Consider the following 20715-nt stretch of genomic DNA (forward strand, 5'->3'; position numbering starts at 1 on the left):
GTCCACTTGCCGCAGCGCCCATCCCCGGCAGCACAATCGATGCAACAAAGACCATGACCGGGCTGCGGGTTCATTCCTGCGCCGGTTGACCCCGGGAGGGAACGAGATGAACAGAACCGGTGCCGCAAGGCTCGCCCAACGTACGGTCCTCGTGATCGCTGTCGGCCTTCCCCTGAGCCTGGCCGCGGTCGGCTCCGCGGGGAGCGCGGCCCCCAACACCTGCCGGGGCGAGGTGGTCACGTTGCAGGGCACCTCTGGCCCAGACGTGCTTCGGGGCACCGCCCGCCAGGACTCGATCGTCGCCCTCGGTGGCAACGACGTGATCCGCGGCCTCGGCGGCCGCGACGAGATCTGCGCCGGTCCGGGAGCTGACCGACTGGTCGGCGGCGACGGCCGCGACGGCCTCGACGGCGGCGCAGGGAACGACACCCTGCTCGGCGGCGGCGGCAACGACGACCTCATCGGAGGCCTGGGTGCCGACTCGTTGCGGGCCGGCGGCGGGCCGGACCAGCTCGTCGGCGGCGGAGGTCGGGACTCCGCCAACGGTGGCGGCGGGCTCGATGACTGCTTCGCCGAGATCCAGGTGCGGTGCGAGTCGCCCTGAGCACCCGAAGGTGGTCCTACCAGAAAGGCCACCGCGGAGGTTAATCGGTAGTCACTTCAGGCCATTTGTGCGTGGAGATCTCCACTGTGGCGGGCTGCGCAGGGGACACTTGGAGCCAGCCACTTGAAAGGTCCCCCCGCCGTGAGTGCCCAGCACCTGCGACCGCTCCTCGCGTTCGTGATCGTCGCGATCATGGGTGCCGTCGTGTTCGGAAGCGCCCTGCGTGCGCAGGACGTCGTCGACACGATCCGCAACGGCACGTCCAACGTGCTCGCCGGGACGCCGCTGCTGCACGACCCGCTCTACGTGGTGGAGGACGGGGTGCGGCTCCAGGCCCAGCCATCCACGAGCTCCGCGCCGGAGGACTCCGTCGACGAAGCCGGATCTGGCGCCGCCACCACCACGCCGGCCCCATCCGTGGCCAGCAGTCCCGTGACCCCGTCGACGGTCGAGGCGGTGCAGAACGGAGACGGAGGCCAGAACCCGGCCGAGACTGCCGGAGGCACCCCACCGACCGCGCCCAAGGCGCCGGCGACCAGCAAGGGGAACGGCCCCCAGCAGGCTCCCGGCCAGGCGGCATCGAACGGGCCGGGTGGACCAGGTGTCGGTGAGCACGCAGGCGGGCACGACAAGGGGCACGGCAAGGGACACGGAAAGGGACACGGCGATGATCACGGAAACCGTGACCGCCGGGGCGACGATCACGGCGTGAACGCTCGTGCCGGCGATGACCACCGGGCAGGCGAGCGCCACGGGGATGACAAGCCGGGCCACCGGGAGGGGCACCTCAAGGCCCGCGATGGCAAGGCAAAGGGCCACGACAAGGGCCACGAGAAGGGCGGCGACCGGGGCCACCACCGGGGCCACGACAAGGGCGGCGACAAGGGCGGCGACCGGGGCCACGCCAAGGGCGCGCGGCACCACTGACCGGTGCCGGACCTGCCCGCATCGGTCAGTCCTTGGGCGCCTCGGCCAGCTCGGCCTCGACCTGGATGCCCTCGGCGTCCTCGACGACCCGGAACTCGAGCTCGCCGGTGATCTTGCCGGCGGCCCGCAGGTCGTCGGCGGCGGACTCGACGAAGGCGACCTGAGCAGCCGGTCCGGTGATCTCGACGCGCGACAGCTCGGCACGCATGGACACCTTTGCCTGTGACTTGGTGCCGCGAATGCCGATCAGCGCGGCCGCGACGGCGTCCACGGTCGCGGGGTCGGCGGCGGCGGCCGCGCCCAGGTCGCTGGAAGCCGGCCACGGGGCCCGGTGGATCGACCCCTCCTGCCACCACGACCAGACCTCCTCGGTGACGTAGGGGAGGAACGGCGCCAGCAGCCGGAGCTGGACGTGGAGCGCGATGGCCAGGGTGGCCCTCGCGGAGTGCGTCGGGTCGCCGCCGTCCTCGGCGTACGCGCGCTCCTTGACCAGCTCGAGGTAGTCGTCGCAGAACTCCCAGAACGCCCGCTCGGTGACCTCCAGCGCGGTCGTGTAGTCGTAGGCCTCGAACGCCTCGGTGGCGCGCGCGACGACCGTCTCCAGCCGCGCGAGCAGCGCGCAGTCGACCGGCTCGCTGACCGCGAAGCGGTCGAGCGAGCTGGCGCCGACCCCGCCGAGGACGAACTTCGAGGCGTTGAGGACCTTCATCGCCAGCCGGCGCCCCACCTTCATCTGGCTCTCGTCGAACGGGGAGTCGAGCCCCGGCCGCGCCATCGCGGCGCGCCACCGCACCGCGTCCGCGCCGTACTTCTCCAGGACGTCGGAGGGGACCACGGCGTTGCCCTTGGACTTCGACATCTTCTTCCGGTCCGGGTCGACGATGAATCCCGAGATCAAGGCGTGCCGCCACGGGGCGACGTGGTTCTCGAAGTGAGCGCGGACCACCCGGGAGAACAGCCAGGTGCGAATGATGTCGTGGGCATGGGTGCACAGGTCCATCGGGAAGACCCGCTGCCACAGGTCGTCGTCGGTCTCCCACCCACCCGCGATCTGCGGGGTCAACGAGGACGTCGCCCAGGTGTCCATGACGTCCGGGTCGCCGATGAAGCCACCGGGCTTCCCCCGCTGCTCCTCGGTGTACCCCTGCGGCGCCCGCGTGGACGGGTCGAGCGGCAGCTCCTCCTCGCGAGGCAGGAGCGGGTGGTCGTAGTCGGGCTCGCCGGCGTCGTCGAGCGGGTACCAGACGGGGAACGGGATGCCGAAGAAGCGCTGTCGCGAGATCAGCCAGTCGCCGTGGAGCCCGCCCACCCAGTTGTCGTACCGGTGCTTCATGTGGGTCGGCGCCCACTCGATCTCGGCGCCGCGGCCCAGCATCTCGGCCCGGAGGCCGGCGTCCCGGCCGCCGTTGCGGATGTACCACTGCCGGGTGGCCACGATCTCGAGCGGCTTGTCGCCCTTCTCGTAGAAGTTCGCCATCCGCTGGGTGGGGGTCGGGTCACCGTCGAGGTCGCCGGTCTCCCGCAGCCTGGCGACGATCGCCTCGCGCGCGGAGAACGCCGTCTTGCCCTTCAGCTCCTCGTACGCCGCGGCGGCGTCGGTCCCGGCGAGCCAGTCCGGCGTCTCCCGCGACATCCTCCCGTCGCGGCCGATGAGCGTGCGGACCGGGAGGTCGAGCTCGCGCCACCACAGCACGTCGGTCAGGTCGCCGAAGGTGCAGCACATCGCGATACCGGCGCCCTTGTCGGGCTCGGCGGCGTGGTGGGCGAGGACCGGGATCTCGACCCCGAAGACCGGTGAGGTCACGGTCTGGCCGAACAGGCCGGCGTACCGCTCGTCGTCGGGGTGGGCGATCAGGGCGACCACGCTGGGGATCAGCTCGGGGCGGGTCGTCTCGACGTGAATGGCCGAACCGTCGGCCCGGTGGAAGGCCACCCGGTGGTAGTGGCCGGCGTACTCGCGGGCCTCCAGCTCGGCCTGGGCGACCGCGGTCTGGAAGGTGACGTCCCACAGCGTGGGTGCGTCGGAGAGGTAGGCCTCCCCGCGGGCGAAGTTGCGCAGGAACGCGACCTGGCTGACCAGCTGCGCCTTCGGGCCGACCGTCGTGTAGTGCTCCTTCCAGTCGACCGAGAGGCCGACCGTGCGCCACAGCTGCTCGAAGATCTCCTCGTCCTGCTCGATCAGCTGCTCGCAGAGCTCGACGAAGTTGGGCCGGCTGATCGGGACCTGCTTCTTCGGGTCGGGCTTCTCCGGGGGTGTGAAGTCGTCGTCGTAGGGCAGCGACGGGTCGCAGCGCACGCCGTAGTAGTTCTGCACCCGGCGCTCGGTCGGCAGGCCGTTGTCGTCCCAGCCCATCGGGTAGAACACCGACTTGCCGCGCATCCGCTGGTAGCGGGCGACCAGGTCGGTGTGGGTGTAGGAGAACACGTGGCCGACGTGCAGGCTGCCCGAGACCGTCGGCGGGGGAGTGTCGATCGAGTAGACGTTCTCCCGCGGCTGGGTCCGGTCGAAGCGGTAGGTGTCGTCGGCCTTCCAGCGCTCGCCCCACTTCGTCTCCAGCCCCTCCAGCGCCGGCTTGTCCGGTACGACGACGCCGCGCGAGTCGGGCGTCGTCGGGCTCTGGACAGGCTGCTGCTGGGTGTCGGTCATGCGCGAAATGCTACGGGGGCGGCCTCTCCGGGCGCGAACCAGTTCAGCTCGAGGCACGATCGTCCGGACCGAGGTAGTGCACCCGGGCCATATCCGGGTGTTTCCGGGACGGCAGCGCTCGCCGGCGGGATCGTGGTCGGAGATGGAATCGGGGGAGACCATGACCGCGAACTACACGACACCGTCGTACCGCAACCTGCAGGACCACATCGGGCGGGAGCTGGCCGTCGTGCCGGAGCCCTGCCGGCTCGTCACGGGTGCCGTACTGGTGCTCGAGAACCTCTCGACGCCCTGGGAGCACGACGGTGTGTCGCACTTCGAGGCGCGGCTCACCGGCCCGGCCGGCCAGGAGCTGCTGCCGGACTTCTACCGGCTCCGCGGCGGTGGCGTCGTGTTCTCGCTGCACCTCGAGCCGATCGCGCGCGACCTCCGGTTCGTGCACTACGTGGCCACGTTGAGCGAGGCCGTCACCCACGCGGCGCTCGAGGTCCAGCTCGCCGGCTGACGGCCGACACCGCTGCCGTGCGTGCGGAGGGCTTCTCTAGACTCGACAGGTCATGAGTGAACCCCCCGTCGCGCCGCGCCTCGCCGAGACCTTCGCCGAGGTCGAGGACGCGCTGCTGTCGCGATGGCCCGAGACGAGGCTCGAGCCCTCGCTCGACCGGATCGCGGCCTACACCGAGCTGCTCGGCGACCCGCAACGCTCCTTCCCCGTCATCCACCTGACCGGAACCAACGGCAAGACCTCCACCTCGAGGATGGTCGACGCGCTGCTGCGCGGCCTCGAGCTGCGCACCGGCCGCTTCACCTCGCCGCACGTGGAGCGGATGAGCGAGCGGATCTCGATCGACGGTGAGCCCCTCACCGACGAGGAGTTCGTCCAGGCCTTCAACGACGTGGCGCCCTACACCCACCTCGTCGACTCGGAGCAGGACCACCCGCTGTCGTTCTTCGAGACCATCGTCGCGATGGCCTACGCAGCCTTCGCCGACGCACCGGTCGAGGTCGCCGTGGTCGAGGTCGGCATGGGCGGCTCGTGGGACGCCACCAACGTCGCCGACGCGGCCGTCGCGGTCGTGCTCCCCGTCGCGGTCGACCACGCGCGTTACCTGGGCGAGACGCCGGCTGCCATCGCCGCCGAGAAGGCCGGGATCATCAAGCCCGGCTCCGTGGCGGTCATGGCCGAGCAGTCGCCCGAGGTGGCCGAGGTGCTCCTCCAGCGGGCCGCCGAGGTCGGTGCGAGCGTGGTCCGCGAGGGCACGGACTTCGGGGTCGTCACCCGCGTGCCCGCCGTCGGAGGACAGGTCGTCTCGCTGCAGGGGCTCCGGGCGAGGTACGACGACGTATTCCTGCCGCTCTACGGCGCACACCAGGCCCAGAACGCGGCGGTGGCGCTGGCCGCCGTGGAGTCGTTCACCGGCGCGCAGACCCTCGACGGTGAGATCGTCAGCGCGGCGTTCGCCGAGGTGACCTCCCCGGCGCGGCTGGAGGTCATCCGGCGCAGCCCGACCATCGTGCTCGACGCCGCCCACAACCCGCACGGCGCCGAGGCCACGGCCGCGGCGCTGGAGGACTCCTTCACGTTCTCCCCGCTCATCGGGGTGATGGGGGTGATGGCCGACAAGGACGCCGAAGGTGTGCTGGCTGCCTTCGAGCCGCACCTCGCCCACCTGGTCTGCACCCAGAACTCCACTCAGCGGGCGATGCCGGCCGAGAAGCTCGCCCGGGCGGCGCGGGAGATCTACGGCGACCACCGGGTCTCCGTGGCCCCCCGCCTGGCCGACGCGATCGACCAGGCTGCCACCCTCGCGGAAGCGGGAGGGGTGTTCGGCGAGAGCGTCGGCTCCGGGGCCGTGCTGGTCACCGGCTCGGTGATCACCGCCGGAGAGGCCCGGGCCATGCTCAAGGGCCGGTCGTGACCACCCCACGCCGTCGCTCCGCCGGCGCTCCACGGCTGGCACCCCACCAGACAGCTCCGCGGGGCCCCCGGTGAGCCAGGCCGAGGTCCGCTCGCCGCGGCGCGGCATGTGCGCCGCCGTACTCTCCCTGGAGGCGATCACCCTGGGCCTCACCACGCCGGTGATGATCACGCTCACCGACGTCCCGACCCCGACCGCGCTCACCCTGGGCATCGGTCTCGCCGCGGCCTGCGTGGTGCTCGCCGGGCTGCTGCGTTCGGAGTTGGCCTACGGCGCCGGGTGGGCGATCCAGGTCGCGGCGATCGGGCTGGGATTCCTCGTCCCGATGATGTTCCTGCTCGGCGCGATCTTCGCGCTGCTGTGGGGGACGGCGTACTTCCTGGGACGCAAGATCGAGCGCGAACGCGCCGCTGCGTACGCCGCCCACGAGGCCGACTCCACCTGACCCGGTCCCCTCGATAGGGTCTCGGCCATGAGTGAGCGCACCCTGGTCCTGCTGAAGCCCGACACGGTCCGCCGCGGTCTCGTCGGCGAGGTGACCTCCCGCTTCGAGGCCAAGGGGCTGAGCATCGTGCGGATGGAGCTCCGCACCATCGACGGCGAGCTCGCGGACCAGCACTACGCCGAGCACGTCGAGCGCGACTTCTACCCGCCGCTGCGCGACTTCGTGACCGGCGGCCCGCTGGTCGCGATGGTGCTCGAGGGCGACGAGGCGATCGCGGTGGTGCGCGCACTCGCCGGCGCCACGGACGGACGGAAGGCCGCGCCGGGCACGATCCGGGGCGACCTGTCGCTGTCGAACCGCGAGAACCTCGTGCACGGCTCCGACTCGGCCGAGTCCGCCGAGCGCGAGCTCGCGATCTGGTTCCCCGACCTCTGAGGGAGCTCAGCGAGCGCGTACGGCGGCCGGCGAGCCCGGCGTGGGGAACCAGCGGCGGGTGACCGCCGACTGCCCCAGGGTTCACGGCGGCTCGTCCGTGGAGCGGGGTGCCGCGCCAGCCCACTGGCCGGCGCGGCGGTGGCGAGACAGCTGCGGCCGATCAGCGTGGCCAGCGCAGCCATCGCAACGGCGCCCAGGGCGGCTCCTGCTACGCCGTCCGGGGTGCCCCCTGAACGTCACTCCAGTCCCACATGTCACACAACTCAGCCGGTCCATGCACTTCCAAGGCATTGCACCGGCTGAGGAGTGTCGGTTTCCCCGGCGAGCCGGGGAAACCGACACCTCCCCACCACCCCCGGCTCGTCCACAGCCGCTGCACTCCGGGTTTACCGGCGCGAGGGACGAGGGCAGCCTGTGCGCATGGAACTCCGACCACCCGATGCGCCCCTCGACGCGTTCTTCGCGCCGGTGCGCCGACGCCATCCCGACGTCGACATCGTGGTCCTGCCGTCGTCGGGTGAGGCACCGCCGGGCCAACACCTGACCGAGGCACAGCTCGACGCCACGCTCGACCGGCTCGCGGGTGCCGCGGCACCGGTCTTCGCGGCACTGCCCGGCTCGACGGAACGACCCGCCCCGGGCTGGGGCTACGGACCCGGCGACGGCACCGTCGTCGCGTCGGCCCGGGCCGGTGGCACGACGACCGAGGGGCCCGGAGTCCTGGTGACGCTGCGGCGCACCCTCGAGGGCGAGGGTTGGCAGGTGCGCCGCCTCCGGGGTGAGGTCGAGCGGCTCTCGGGCGTGCGCGGCGACCTGCGGTTGCAGGCGTCGTACGCCGGGGCCACGAGCGCCCTGCTGGTCGAGGTGCGGTCCGAGCCCGTGCACGTCGGGCGGTCCCGGGCCAGGGCGCTGGTGAGGCGCTGATGGAGGTCGTCCCCGTCTCGGTCGGCCGGGCCGCGCGCTCGTGGGACGAGCAGGCGCTCGACGTCGCGGCTGCGGCCGGTCAGATCGGGTCGGCCTCGCCGGACGGTTTCACCGCCGCCGTGGCCGGTGCTGCGTCCCGGTTCGCGGCCGCCTGGGAGCGGCACGCGACCGGGGTCGCGGAGGAGGCCGAGGCCCACGCCGACACTCTGCGCGAGGTGATCGCCGACTACCTGGCGACCGACCGGGCCGCCGGGGCCGAGCTGCTGATGCTGGCGAGCTACCTGCGGGAGCAGCGTTGAGCACCACGATCTGGCTGCCGCCGACCCCCCGCGAGGTCCCGCCGCTGCAGGTCGAGGTCGCCGCGATCCGCACCTTCGCCGCCGACCTGCTCGCGGGCGCCGCCCAGGTCGACGACCTCGGCACGTTCGTGGCCGCCGATGCCCGGATCGGGGACTGGAGCGCGCTGGCTGCCACCTCCTACCGGGAGACCATCGCACCCCTGGGCCACCGGGCGGACGCCATGTCGCTGGCCCTGCGCTCGGTGTCACGCCGATGTGACGCGCACGCGGAGGCGATGGCCGCCCTCGTCGAGCGCCGCACGACCCTGCTCGGTGAGCGCGCACACCTCGTCGGCGCGGTGGAGGCCCTGGCCGCCCGCGCTCACGCCGCGACCGATACGGAGGCGGCGGTCATCCAGGCCGAGTGCGACGACTGCCGGCGACAGGTCGAGGCCTTCGAGCACGACCTGAGCGCGTGGTCCGCCGACCTGACGGCCGAGGAGACCGCGATGCGCGAGGCCTTCGACCGGGTGCTGCGGCTCGACCAGGTCGAGCGACGGTACGCCGGGGTCGCCGACCCCGCCGACGCCGCGCTCGACACCCTGCCCGGACCCGGAGCCGGCCCGACCGAGGTCAACGCCTGGTGGGACGGCCTCAGTCACCAGCAGCAACAAGCGGTGATCGCGGCCTCGCCCGGGTCGATCGGCAACCGCGACGGCGTCCCGCCGTGGGCCAGGGACCAGGCCAACCACCTGGCCCTCGACCGGGACCTCGCCGACTGGGAGTACCTCGAGCAGCGGGACCTGCTGACCTCCGACGAGGAGCGATGGCTGGAGAACGCCCGCTCCGCCCGCGACGCCGTCGAGACCATCGAGGCGGGCCTCGACCCGGTCACCCGCGAGGGCGTCACCAGCCAGCTCTACGCCTACGACCCGACGGCGTTCGAGGGCGACGGCGCGGTCGCCGTGGCCGCCGGCAACCTCGACACCGCCGACAACGTCGCCGTCGTGGTCCCCGGCTTCGGTACCGACGGCGAGAGCGCGCCCTACCAGGCCGCGCGGGCCCTGACCCTCTACGAGTCGAGCCGGTTCCTCGGCGCCACCGAGACCAACGCATCGATGTTCTGGATCGGCTACGACGCTCCCGACAACATGCCCTGGGACGAGGGCTGGGACGCCGCGGGCGTGGTGACCGAGGACATGGCGACCCGTGGCGGTGAGCGGTTGGCCGACACCCTGGACGGTCTGCGGTCCGCCCGTGACGGCGAGCCCGCCCACCTGACGGCGATCGGGCACAGCTACGGCTCGACCACGACCGGGCACGCCGCCCACGACCAGGGCATCCCCGTCGACGACCTGGTCCTCGTCGGCAGCCCCGGTGCCGGGGGCGGCACCGACACCGCGGGTGACACCGGCGTCGCCACCGACCACGTCTGGGCGGGGGCCAACAGCCGCGACCCGATCGCCAACCTCGGAAACCACGGCTGGGTCCACGGCGAGACGGCGTTCGGGGCCGGCCTCGGGGACGACCCGGCCGAGGACGACTTCGGGGCCCACCGGTTCCGGGCCGAGTCGACCACGCGGGCCGACGACGCCATCGGGCTCGACGCCTTCGACGACCACTCGAAGTACTTCGACCACGACACCGAGGCGCTCTACAACATCAGCCAGATCGTCAACGGCAACTACGATGCCGTCGAGCACGCGGACCACGTCTACGACCCGTTCTACGCCGGGGTGCGGGACCCGGAGCTCGACCGCGACCCGACTGCCCCCGACACCGACGGGAGACGACCATGATCCGGACCCTCCTGACGCTGGTCCTGCTCGCGGGTCTCGGTGCGTGCGCCGACGCGGGAGGCGAGGACGAGGTGGACGCCGACGACGCGAGCGCGGCGCTCGAGCAGCAGCGCACCGACGTGCGCCGGGCCGCCCGGCAGCTGGCGGTGGCCGCCGAGCAGGCGCTGTCCGCGACCACCCGCACCAGCTCCGGCGGGTACCGAGGCTGCGAGTCGGCGTTCCCGGAGGAGTTCCGCGACTTCCAGTACCTCGCCCAGGCCAGGATCGACACCGGCCCGGGCTCGGGGACGTCGTACCTCGAGCAGCTCCGGCCGGTCCTCGAGGACGCCGGCTTCACGGTCGAGGCCCTCCGCGAGGAGCCCAACGGGTTCACCACCCTCGCCGCGGCCAGGGGCGACCTCTCGGCCTCCTTCGTCCACACCGGGGGCCCGTTCGTCGGCCTCGACGTCTCCGGCCCGTGCGTCGAGGTGCCCGAGGACCAACGGGAGGCATGGCTCCGCAGGGACGAGCCGCAACCCGAGTTCCGGTAGGTCCCGAAGAGCGAGCCCACCGCCCCTCGCGTGTCCTCCCGGGGATCGGGCGCCTCCCCTCTTAGGCTCGACTCGGCACGGCGCCAGAGGGGGCGACGTACCGCCTTTCCCCAGAGGGTTTACCAGTCCCTTCACCGGTCAGATGAGCCGGGCGAGCACCAGCGAGGCATCGGGCATGGCGAACAGCTTCATCGGCCGGGACATGGCCGTCGATCTCGGAACGGCCAACACCCTGGTCTACGTCCGGGGCAAGGGCGTGCTCCTCGACGAGCCCAGCGTCGTCGCGTTGAACGCGAGCACCGGCGAGATCCTGGCCGTGGGCCACGAGGCCAAGCGGATGATCGGACGCACCCCCGACAACATCGCCGCGATCCGGCCGCTCCAGGACGGCGTGATCGCCGACTTCGAGGCGACCGAGCAGATGCTGCGGTTCTTCATCCAGCAGGTCCACCGTCGCCGCTACTTCGCCAAGCCACGGATGGTCGTCTGCGTGCCCAGCGGCATCACCGCGGTGGAGCAGCGGGCGGTCAAGGAGGCGGGCTACCAGGCCGGGGCGCGCCGGGTCTACATCGTGGAGGAGCCGATGGCAGCCGCGATCGGCGCCGGACTCCCGGTCCACCAGGCCACCGGCAACATGGTCGTCGACGTCGGTGGCGGCACCACCGAGGTGGCCGTCATCTCGCTCGGCGGCATCGTCACCAGCCTCTCGATCCGGACCGCCGGGGACGACCTCGACCAGGCCATCGTCGCCTGGATGAAGAAGGAGTACTCCCTGATGCTGGGGGACCGGACGGCCGAGGAGGTCAAGATGACCCTCGGCTCGGCCTTCCCCCTCCCCGACGAGCCGGAAGCCGAGATCCGGGGCCGCGACATGGTCTCCGGGCTCCCGCGGACCGTGGTCGTCTCCTCGGCGGAGGTGCGTCAGGCCCTGGAGGAGCCGCTGCACGCGATCGTCGACGCGGTCCGGGCGACGCTCGACCAGACCCCGCCCGAGCTCGCCGGCGACATCATGGACCGCGGCATCGTCCTGACCGGCGGCGGCGCGCTGCTGCGCGGCCTCGACGAGCGGCTGCGCCACGAGACCGGGATGCCCGTCCACGTCGCCGAGGAGCCGCTGACCAGCGTGGCGCTGGGTGCGGGACGGTGCGTGGAGGAGTTCGAGGCGCTCCAGCAGGTGCTGGTATCGGAGCCGAGGCGGTTCTGATGTCCCTCGACACGCTCGAACGTCGCCGCGTGGAGCCGTCGGGCCAGTCCCGGTCCGACCGACGAGACCGCCGGTGGCGGGCCACGGCCCGGCTCGACCGCCGCGACCGGCCGTCCCGGGCCCTGATGGTCGCCCTCGTGCTCGCCTCGGCCACCCTGATCACCCTCGACCAGCAGGGCGGCGACGACTCGCCGCTGGAGCCTGCGCGGCAGGCGTTCGGCGAGGTGTTCGGACCGGCGGAGTCCGCGACCTCCGGGGTGGTGCGGCCGATCGTCGCGATCCCGGGGTGGTTCCGCACCCACGACTCCCTGCGTGGGGAGATCAACGAGCTGGAGGCGGAGAACGCCCGCCTGCGTGCGGAGTCCACCACCTCCGGCTACGACCGCAACCGCCTCGCGGAGTTCGACGGCCTGACCCAGGCCGCCGACAACCTCGGGTACGCCCTCGTACCTTCCCGGGTCGTCGGGCTCGGCCCCTCCCAGTCCTTCTCGCAGACGGTGACCATCGACGCCGGCTCCCGTGCCGGGGTCCGACCCGACATGACCGTCCTCAACAACGACGGCCTCGTCGGGAGGGTCCTGCGGGTCACCAGCTCGACCGCGACCGTGCTCTTGATCGTCGACGCCGAGTCGGTGGTCGGCGGACGGGTGGGCGAGAGCATGGAGGTGGGCTTCCTCCACGGTCGCGGGATCCTCGGCGACACCGGGAGGCTCGACCTCGAGCTCGCCGACGAGTCCGAGGCCCCCGCCAGCCACGACACCGTCGTCACCTGGGGCAGCGAGAGCGGGGGGCCCTACGTCTCCGGGGTCCCGGTCGGCCGGGTGAGCTCGGTCTACAGCAGCCTGCGTGAGACCTCCCAGCGAGCCGTCATCGAGCCGTTCGTCGACTTCGGGTCCCTCGACCTGGTCGGCGTCGTGGTGCCGGCCGGCACGACCAGTGACCGGGCGATCGTCGAGGCCGACGGGAGCATGAGATGAACCACCTGACGTCGCCGTTCGAGCCCGCGCCCGGACGGGGGCCGCGATGACGCTCCTGAGGACGCTCTCGGCGTCGGTGTTGGTGGGCCTGGCCCTGGTCCTGCAGGTGTCGCTGTTCCCGCACTTCGCCTGGCAGGGGATCGTGCCCAACCTCTGCCTGCTCGTGGTGGTCGGGGCCGCACTGACCCGCGGTCCGCAGTTCGCCGTCGTGCTGGGTTTCCTGGCCGGGGTGGCGCTCGACCTCGCACCACCCGCCGACCACGTCGCCGGGCGCTGGGCCCTGGCCCTGGTGGTCGTCGGCTACCTCGCCGGACGGGTCCGCCAGGACGTGAAGCCCACCGCCGTCGCCGTCGTCGCCACGGTCGCCGCGTCGTCGTTCATCGGCACCTCCATCTTCGCGATCACCGGCATGGTCCTGCAGGACCCGCTGCTCGACGTCGGGGAGGTGCTGCAGGTGATCCTGGTGGCGGTGCTCTGGGACGTCCTGCTCACGCCCTTCGTGCTGCCGCCCGTCATGACGATGTTCAACCGCCTCCAGCCCGAACGGGCGACCGGCTGACATGCTCGCCGCGAGCTCGAAGAAGCAGGGCGGGAGCATCGGGGGACGCAAGGCCCGACTCCGCCTCATCGTCATCCAGGCCCTGGTGTTCTCGCTGTTCGCCACCCTCTTCGCCCGCCTGTACTACCTCCAGGTCGTCAGCGGTGCGGAGTACGAGGCGCAGGCTGCCTCACAGTCCGTGCGCGAGATCGTGGTGCAGCCCCAGCGGGGGCTGGTCGTCGACGACCAGGGCCGACCGCTGGTCACCAACCGCCCGGCCTGGGTGATCTCGGTCGACCGGACGATGCTGGGCAAGATGACCGAGCGGCAGCGCAGCCTGCTCCTGGCCCGTCTCGGCCGGGCCGTCGGCGAGCCCGCCGCCCGCATCGACAAGCGGCTGGTGACCTGCGGTGACCCCGGCAGCCTCGCCGGCACCTGCTGGAACGGCTCGCCCTACCAGCCGGTGCCCGTCGCCCGCGACGTCCGCCAGGCGGTGGCCCTGCGCATCCTCGAGCAGCCGGAGGACTATCCCGCGATCCTCGCCGAGCAGGAGACCGTGCGCGCCTACCCGCGTCCCTACGGCATCAACCTGGCCCACGTGCTGGGGTACCTGAGCCCGATCACCGAGTCCGAGTACGACTCCGCTCGCGCCAACGGCGACCGCTCCGTCAACGGCGCGTCGTCGGTGGGACGCGCAGGCGTCGAGAAGCAGTACGACGAGTGGCTGCGCGGGATGCCCGGCTACCGCAGCGTCGCAGTGGACTCGATGGGCCGCGTGCTCGGCGACGACAGGGAGCTCGCGGGGCAGCCCGGCGACACGCTGGTCACCTCGATCGACGCCAAGGTGCAGGGGGTCGTGGAGCGGCAGCTGGCCAGGACCATCACGACGGCCCGGCGCACGTTCGACTCCGTGAGCGGGCGCAACTACGTCGCGGACTCCGGTGCTGCCGTGGTGATGGAGGCCGACACCGGTCGGATCGTGGCCATGGCGAGCCAGCCGACGTACGACCCCGGGGTCTGGGTCGGCGGCATCACCGAGAAGCAGCTGCGGCGGCTGTACTCCCCGAAGGCGGGGACCCCACTGCTGAGCCGGGCGACCCAGGGTCAGTTCGCGCCGGGCTCGACGTGGAAGCCCTTCATGACCGCGGGTGCGCTGACGAACGGCTACAGCACCTCCACCCAGCTCGACTGCTCGTCCGGGTTCCCGGTCGGCAACCGGGTGTTCAAGAACTACGAGTCCGGCGCCTACGGCTACATCACCTTCGCCAGAGCGCTGGAGGTCTCCTGCAACACCTTCTTCTACCGGGTCGGTTACGACTTCTGGCGACGCCTCGGCTCCGACGAGGATGACGTCAACGCCCGTGACCCACTCGTCGAGGAGGCCGAGACGTTCGGCTTCGGGAGCCGGACGGGGATCGACCTGCCCGGCGAGGCGTCCGGCCGGATCGCCGACCGGAAGTGGAAGCTCGCCTACTACAAGTCCATGAAGGACTACTACTGCGGCATCTCGCACAAGCCGCAGGATGCGAAGACCAGCGACTTCGTCTACAAGTTCGCCTACGAGTTCTGCCTCGAGGGCTACAAGTACCGCGCCGGCGATGCGGTCAACTTCGCCATCGGCCAGGGCGACACGATCGTCACCCCCCTCCAGCTGGCGCGGGCCTACGCCGCGCTCTCCAACGGAGGCACGCTCTACGCGCCGCGGGTGGGCAAGGCGATCGTCTCCCCGCAGGGGACCGTGCTGCAGCGGATCGAGCCGAAGATCAACGGTCACGTCCGCCTGCCCGGTCGGGTCATCGACTACATCGACGAGGCACTCAAGGGCGTCACCCGGGTCGGCACCATGTCCTGGCGGATGATCGGCTTCCCCCTCGACGAGGTGAAGGTCCGCTCCAAGACCGGGTCCGCCGAGGTCTACGGGAAGCAGTCCACGTCCTGGGTCGCGTCCTACAGCGACGACTACGTGGTGGTGATGATGGTGTCCCAGGGCGGCACGGGCTCCGGCACGTCCGGCCCGGCGATCCGCAAGATCTGGGAGTCCCTCTACGGCATCCGCGGGCTCCGCGTCGATCCCGACCGGGCCGCGATCCCCGGCACCTCGCCCCCGGCGCGGTTGCCGACGTTCCTCAAGGACGGCTCGATCCTGCCGCCCGACGGGAGGAGGGACTGATGGCAGCGCTTCGACAGCTCAGGACCAGCCGGCCGGCCGCCGCCCTGCGCGCCCCCGGTCTCGACTGGCTGCTGATGGTGGCCGTCGCGGCGCTGCTGGTGCTCGGCAGCCTGCTCGTGTGGTCGGCCACCTCGGCGCGCGAGGACCTCACCGGCGGTGACCCGACGGCGTACCTGCGCAAGCAGCTGGTGAACGTCGCGATCGGGGTCGTGCTGATGGTCATGGTGCTGGCCACCGACCACCGGTGGGTACGCATCCTCGCGCCGCTGGTCTACCTCGCCTCCGTCGGCGGACTGGTGCTGGTGCTCACCAGCGGGACCACGATCAACGGCTCGCGCTCCTGGATCCAGCTCGGCGGGATGTCGATCCAGCCGGCGGAGTTCGCCAAGCTGGCCGTGGTGATCGGCATGGCGCTGCTGGTGGCCGAGCGCGCCGAAGCCCGCCGTCGCTACGACGTCTCCCCGGTCGACGTGGCCGGGATGCTCGTGATCGCGGGGATCCCGGCCGCCCTGATCATGGCCCAGCCCGACCTCGGCACCATGCTCGTGCTCTCGGCCACGGTGTTCGGCGTGATCGCCGCCGCCGGAGCGCCGCGCCGCTGGCTGCTCCTGATGGGCGGTGGCGGGATCGCGGCCGGGGCCGTGGCCGTGGCCGCCGGGGTGCTGAAGGACTACCAGGTCGACCGTTTCCTGGCGTTCACCAACCCCGAGCTCGACCCCCGTGGCGCCGGCTACAACACCGAGCAGGCGCGGATCGCGGTCGGCAACGGCGGGCTCTTCGGGCAGGGGTTGTTCGACGGGTCCCAGACCCGCTCGGGGTTCGTGCCCGAGCAGCACACCGACTTCATCTTCACCGTCGCGGGCGAGGAGCTCGGCCTCGTGGGTGCCGGCGTCCTGATCGCGCTGCTCGGCGTCGTGATCTGGCGAGCGCTGGTCATCGCCTTCCAGACCGACGACACGTTCGGGCGCATCGCGGCCGCCGGGATCGCCTGCTGGTTCGGCTTCCAGGCCTTCCAGAACATCGGGATGTGTCTGGGGATCATGCCGGTCACCGGGGTCCCGCTGCCGTTCGTGTCCTACGGCGGCAGCTCGATGTTCGCCGGCATGCTGGCGATCGGGCTCCTGCAGAACATCCACCTGCGCTCCACCGCGTCCCTTCCGACCCGGTTCCTCACCACCCAGCCGCGGGTGCTCTCCGTCCGTTAGGGCGGCGGTCCGGCGGCTGCGACCCGCGTCCGCGCCCTCCGATCTGACCCCGCGGGACCAGCCCGGTCTAGGCATGGTGACCCGCGTCGTGCTGGTGCCATCGTGGACGCGTGCCCCCCTCCGAGCTGCTGCAGGACGCGGTCGAGCGGTCCGTCGTCATCAGGCACGAAGGCAGGTCTGGTGCGCGCCTGGAGCACGTCCGGCTCGCCGACGGAACCGACTACATCGTGAAGCGGGTGACCCCCGCCTCCGACCTGACGCTGGCCCTCACCGGTGGGACGGTCGCGCGCGAGTACCTCCTGTGGCGTTCCGGCGCGCTGGACCGGCTCCCGCCCGGAGTCGACCACGCCGTGGTGGACGGCTGGGTGGACGGCGACACCACCGTCATCGTGATGGAGGACCTCGGCGACAGGGTGTTCACCTGGAAGTCACATCTCTCCACCGACGAGACCGACTGGGTGGTCGCCCGGGTCGCCGCCATGCACCGTCGGTACGTGGGGAGTCCGCCGGACGAGGTGGCTCCGCTCGACCAGGTGCTCACGCTCTTCGCCCCGTGGCGGATCCGGGGGTTGGCCGAGGAAGGGAACGAGCTGGCCGGGCTCGCCTGCCGGGGATGGGAGATCTTCGCCCGGACGGTGCCCGCCGATGTGGCGGGCCCGGTGCTCGTGCTGCTGGAGGATCCCACCCCTCTGGCAGCCGCACTGGGCGCGGGCCCGGTCACGCTGACCCACGGGGACCTCGCGACCGTGAACATGGCCCGTGACGGCGACTCGCTGGTGCTGCTGGACTGGGCACTTGCGACCGCGGCACCGGGCGCCCTGGACATCGCCTGGCTCCTGGCGGGCTGCTCATCGGTGCTCGAGCCGAGCCGTGAGCACGTCCTGGGGACCTACGCCGACCTTGCCGGACCGGCCTACGACATGCGCTCGATGCGGCTCGCCCTGCTCGCGGGCCTGCTGTGGCTGGGCTGGAACAAGGCGCTCGACGCCACGGAGCACCCGGAGCCGGCCAAGCGGAGGCGGGAGCGCCGCGACCTCGCCTGGTGGGTCCACGAGGCCAGGGAGACCCTGGCGGAGGGTCTCGTCTGATGGACCTGAACACGCTCTACCACCGCACGGTCGAGAGCTGGGCGGACCGGGTCAACGACGTCCGGCCGGACCAGTGGGAGCTCCCGACGCCGTGCCGGGAGTGGCAGGTCCGGGACCTGGTCAACCACGTGACCGGCGAGGACCTGTGGACCACGCCGCTCGTGCAGGGGGGCACGATCGACGAGGTGGGGGCGCGCTTCGACGGCGACCTGCTCGGCAAGGACCCGATCGGCTCCGCCCTGGCCGCCGCGCGCGAGGCGATCGGCACCGTCGCCCAGGGGCTCCGGGCGGGTGGGACGGTCCACCTGTCCTACGGCGAGGAGAAGCTGGAGGAGTACGTCCACCAGCTGGCCGCCGACCACCTGGTCCACGGCTGGGACCTCGCGGTCGCGACCGGGGGTGACCACCGGCTCGATCCGTCGCTGGTGCACGAGGTGGCCACCTGGTTCGCCGAGCGCGAGGAGCTGTACCGCGCCGGAGGGGTGATCGGCCCGCGGGCGGCCACCACGGGCGACCCCCAGGGCGACTTCCTGGCCGCCTTTGGCCGCGATCCCCACTGGGGCCCGAACCACGCCGCCCTGGCCAGGTTCTCGGCCGCGTTCGGACGTGGCGACGTCGACGCCGTGATGGCCCTGATGACCGACGACTGCCTGTTCGAGGCCACCGGTCCCGCCCCCGACGGAGTCCGTCACGAGGGCGCGGGCGCGGTCCGGCAGGTGTGGGTGGACCTGTTCGGCGGCACCCGGGACGCCGCCTTCACCGAGGAGGAGTCGTTCGTCGCGGGCGAGCGGGGTGTCCTGCGGTGGCGTTTCGACTGGACCGGCGACGACGGGACGCCCGGCCACGTCCGGGGGGTCGACGTCCTCCGCTTCAGAGACGGTCTGGTGAGCGAGAAGTTCTCCTACGTCAAGGGTTGATCTGCGTCTTCGGACCGATTCCGTGAGAACTCTGCGCGCGGCGACATCGCGACGTACTCTGGTGCGCCTGCCCCGCCCCCGACCCCCAAGGTGTAGTCGCCGTGCCCGTTGGCCTCGACCATCCCGCCCAGCCTGACCAGCTCGACCACATGAGCGTCTTTCCCCGCCTCGAGCCCAAGCTGCCGTCCGTCCAGAAGCCGATCCAGTACGTCGGTGGAGAGCTCAACTCCACCCTCAAGGACTGGGACGACGTCGACGTCCGATGGGCGCTGATGTATCCCGACGCCTACGAGGTCGGCCTGCCCAACCAGGGCGTCCAGATCCTCTACGAGGTGCTCAACGAGCGCGACTGGATCCTGGCCGAGCGCACCTACTCGGTGTGGCCGGACCTCGAGTCGGTCATGCGAGCCGAGGGGATCCCGCAGTTCACCGTCGACAGCCACCGGCCGGTGCGCGCCTTCGACGTGCTGGGGATCAGCTTCTCCACCGAGCTGGGCTACACCAACATGCTCAACGCCCTCGACCTCGCCGGGATCCCGCTCCGGGCCACCGACCGTGGCGACGAGGACCCGGTCGTGCTCGCCGGCGGCCACGCCGCCTTCAACCCGGAGCCGATCGCCGACTTCCTGGATGCCGCCGTCCTCGGTGACGGGGAGGAGATCGTGCTCGCGATCTCCGAGGTCATCCGGGAGTGGAAGGCCGAGGACCGTCCGGGCGGGCGCGACGAGCTGCTGCGCAGGCTCGCCGTCAGCGGCAGCGTCTACGTCCCGAAGTTCTACGACGTCACCTACGCCGAGGACGGCCAGATCGAGGCGGTCGTCCCCAACCGTCCCGGAATCCCGTTCCGGGTGCGCAAGCACACGCTGATGGACCTCGACGCCTGGCCCTACCCCGCCAAGCCGCTGGTGCCGCTCGCCGAGACCGTCCACGAGCGCTACTCGGTGGAGATCTTCCGCGGCTGCACCCGCGGCTGCCGCTTCTGCCAGGCCGGGATGATCACCCGACCGGTCCGGGAGCGGTCGATCGAGGCGATCGGCGACATGGTCGAGAACGGCATCCGCAAGTCCGGGTTCGAGGAGGTGGGCCTGCTCTCGCTGTCCAGCGCCGACCACACCGAGATCGGCGACGTCGCCAAGGGGCTGGCCGACCGGTACGAGGACTGCAACGTCTCGCTGTCGCTGCCGAGCACCCGCGTCGACGCCTTCAACATCACCCTCGCCAACGAGTTCTCCCGCAACGGCCGGCGTTCGGGGCTGACCTTCGCCCCGGAGGGCGGGTCGGAGCGGATGCGCAAGGTGATCAACAAGATGGTCACCGAGGAGGACCTGATCCGGACCGTCGCGACGGCGTACTCCAACGGCTGGCGTCAGGTGAAGCTCTACTTCATGTGCGGCCTGCCCACCGAGACCGACGAGGACGTCCTGGCCATCGCCGACCTCGCCAAGCAGGTGATCGCCAAGGGCCGCGAGGTCTCGGGCCGCAACGACATCCGGTGCACGGTCTCGATCGGCGGTTTCGTGCCGAAGCCGCACACGCCGTTCCAGTGGGCCTCCCAGCTCGACCACGTGACCACCGACGACCGGCTGGCCAAGCTGCGCGACGCGGTCCGCAGCGACAAGCGCTTCGGCCGGGCGATCGGCTTCCGCTACCACGACGGCAAGCCGGGCGTCGTCGAAGGCCTGCTCTCCCGCGGCGACCGTCGTGTCGGCCGGGTCATCGAGGAGGTCTGGCGCGACGGCGGACGCTTCGACGGGTGGAGCGAGCACTTCTCCTACGACCGCTGGGTGGCCGCGGCCGAGCGCGGGCTGGCCGGCACCGGGCTCGACCTGGACTGGTACACCACGCGTGAGCGTGAGTACGACGAGGTCCTGCCCTGGGACCACCTGGACTCCGGGCTCGACAAGGACTGGCTCTGGGCCGACTGGGAGGACGCGCTCGCGGTCGCCGACGGGGCCGAGATCGAGGTCGAGGACTGCCGGTGGACCCCGTGCTACGACTGCGGCGTCTGCCCGGAGATGGACACCGAGATCCAGATCGGCCCCACGGGTCGCGAGCTGCTGCCCCTCCGGGTGGTCTGAGGGCCTTCGCCGGGCCGTGCCGGGCCGGGT

General features: G+C 71.7%; 19 protein-coding genes. 18 read left to right on the forward strand and 1 reads right to left on the reverse strand.

Annotated elements, in window-relative coordinates:
- Nucleotides 1-151 precede the first annotated feature (151 nt).
- Nucleotides 152-604: a calcium-binding protein gene (locus VFN12_RS08670; RefSeq protein WP_325118243.1), complete on the forward strand. Its 453-nt coding sequence runs from the start codon at nt 152-154 to the stop codon at nt 602-604.
- Between the two features lie 141 nt (nt 605-745).
- Nucleotides 746-1531: a hypothetical protein gene (locus tag VFN12_RS08675; RefSeq protein WP_325118244.1), complete on the forward strand. Its 786-nt coding sequence runs from the start codon at nt 746-748 to the stop codon at nt 1529-1531.
- 25 nt (nt 1532-1556) lie between these two features.
- On the opposite strand, the gene valS is transcribed toward VFN12_RS08675, so the two are convergent.
- On the reverse strand, nt 1557-4178 hold the full coding sequence (valS, locus tag VFN12_RS08680) for a valine--tRNA ligase (RefSeq protein ID WP_325118245.1): 2622 nt from the start codon (nt 4176-4178) through the stop codon (nt 1557-1559).
- Nucleotides 4179-4338: 160 nt separating this feature from the next.
- On the opposite strand from valS, the gene VFN12_RS08685 reads away from it, so the two are divergent.
- The 16 genes from VFN12_RS08685 (at nt 4339) to VFN12_RS08760 (ending at nt 20685) form a co-directional block, all read left to right on the forward strand.
- Complete coding sequence (locus VFN12_RS08685) at nt 4339-4683, forward strand: hypothetical protein (RefSeq protein ID WP_325118246.1); 345 nt, start codon at nt 4339-4341, stop codon at nt 4681-4683.
- A gap of 52 nt (nt 4684-4735) precedes the next feature.
- A complete protein-coding gene (locus VFN12_RS08690; protein ID WP_325118247.1) occupies nt 4736-6097 on the forward strand; it encodes a bifunctional folylpolyglutamate synthase/dihydrofolate synthase in 1362 nt (453 codons plus the stop codon).
- Between the two features lie 70 nt (nt 6098-6167).
- Nucleotides 6168-6542: a DUF4233 domain-containing protein gene (locus VFN12_RS08695; protein WP_325118248.1), complete on the forward strand. Its 375-nt coding sequence runs from the start codon at nt 6168-6170 to the stop codon at nt 6540-6542.
- A 27-nt stretch (nt 6543-6569) separates the two neighbouring features.
- Complete coding sequence (ndk, locus tag VFN12_RS08700) at nt 6570-6977, forward strand: nucleoside-diphosphate kinase (protein WP_325118249.1); 408 nt, start codon at nt 6570-6572, stop codon at nt 6975-6977.
- A gap of 420 nt (nt 6978-7397) precedes the next feature.
- A complete protein-coding gene (locus tag VFN12_RS08705; protein ID WP_325118250.1) occupies nt 7398-7901 on the forward strand; it encodes a hypothetical protein in 504 nt (167 codons plus the stop codon).
- On the forward strand, nt 7901-8200 hold the full coding sequence (locus tag VFN12_RS08710; RefSeq protein WP_325118251.1) for a hypothetical protein: 300 nt from the start codon (nt 7901-7903) through the stop codon (nt 8198-8200). Before VFN12_RS08705 ends, VFN12_RS08710 begins: the two co-directional genes overlap by 1 nt.
- Complete coding sequence (locus VFN12_RS08715; RefSeq protein WP_325118252.1) at nt 8197-9978, forward strand: alpha/beta hydrolase; 1782 nt, start codon at nt 8197-8199, stop codon at nt 9976-9978. The genes VFN12_RS08710 and VFN12_RS08715 overlap by 4 nt, the downstream gene beginning before the upstream one ends.
- A complete protein-coding gene (locus tag VFN12_RS08720) occupies nt 9975-10508 on the forward strand; it encodes a hypothetical protein (protein ID WP_325118253.1) in 534 nt (177 codons plus the stop codon). Before VFN12_RS08715 ends, VFN12_RS08720 begins: the two co-directional genes overlap by 4 nt.
- 175 nt (nt 10509-10683) lie before the next feature.
- Nucleotides 10684-11712, forward strand: coding sequence for a rod shape-determining protein (locus VFN12_RS08725; protein WP_325118254.1), 1029 nt, complete (start codon nt 10684-10686; stop codon nt 11710-11712).
- Entirely contained in the window at nt 11712-12689 is a 978-nt protein-coding gene (gene mreC / locus VFN12_RS08730; protein WP_325118255.1) for a rod shape-determining protein MreC, read from the forward strand. The genes VFN12_RS08725 and mreC overlap by 1 nt, the downstream gene beginning before the upstream one ends.
- 46 nt (nt 12690-12735) lie before the next feature.
- On the forward strand, nt 12736-13248 hold the full coding sequence (gene mreD / locus VFN12_RS08735; protein ID WP_325118256.1) for a rod shape-determining protein MreD: 513 nt from the start codon (nt 12736-12738) through the stop codon (nt 13246-13248).
- A 1-nt stretch (nt 13249) separates the two neighbouring features.
- Complete coding sequence (mrdA, locus tag VFN12_RS08740; RefSeq protein WP_325118257.1) at nt 13250-15397, forward strand: penicillin-binding protein 2; 2148 nt, start codon at nt 13250-13252, stop codon at nt 15395-15397.
- Nucleotides 15397-16602 carry a rod shape-determining protein RodA gene (gene rodA, locus VFN12_RS08745; RefSeq protein ID WP_325118258.1) on the forward strand — a complete coding sequence of 402 codons (1206 nt, stop codon included), beginning with the start codon at nt 15397-15399 and terminating at the stop codon, nt 16600-16602. Before mrdA ends, rodA begins: the two co-directional genes overlap by 1 nt.
- 110 nt (nt 16603-16712) lie before the next feature.
- Entirely contained in the window at nt 16713-17690 is a 978-nt protein-coding gene (locus VFN12_RS08750) for a hypothetical protein (protein WP_325118259.1), read from the forward strand.
- Nucleotides 17690-18607, forward strand: a complete 918-nt coding sequence (locus VFN12_RS08755; RefSeq protein WP_325118261.1) for a TIGR03086 family metal-binding protein — start codon at nt 17690-17692, stop codon at nt 18605-18607. Before VFN12_RS08750 ends, VFN12_RS08755 begins: the two co-directional genes overlap by 1 nt.
- A 149-nt stretch (nt 18608-18756) precedes the next feature.
- Complete coding sequence (locus VFN12_RS08760; RefSeq protein ID WP_325118269.1) at nt 18757-20685, forward strand: TIGR03960 family B12-binding radical SAM protein; 1929 nt, start codon at nt 18757-18759, stop codon at nt 20683-20685.
- Nucleotides 20686-20715: the final 30 nt, after the last annotated feature.

Source organism: Nocardioides sp. (assembly GCF_035703625.1).
GTDB lineage: Bacteria > Actinomycetota > Actinomycetes > Propionibacteriales > Nocardioidaceae > Nocardioides.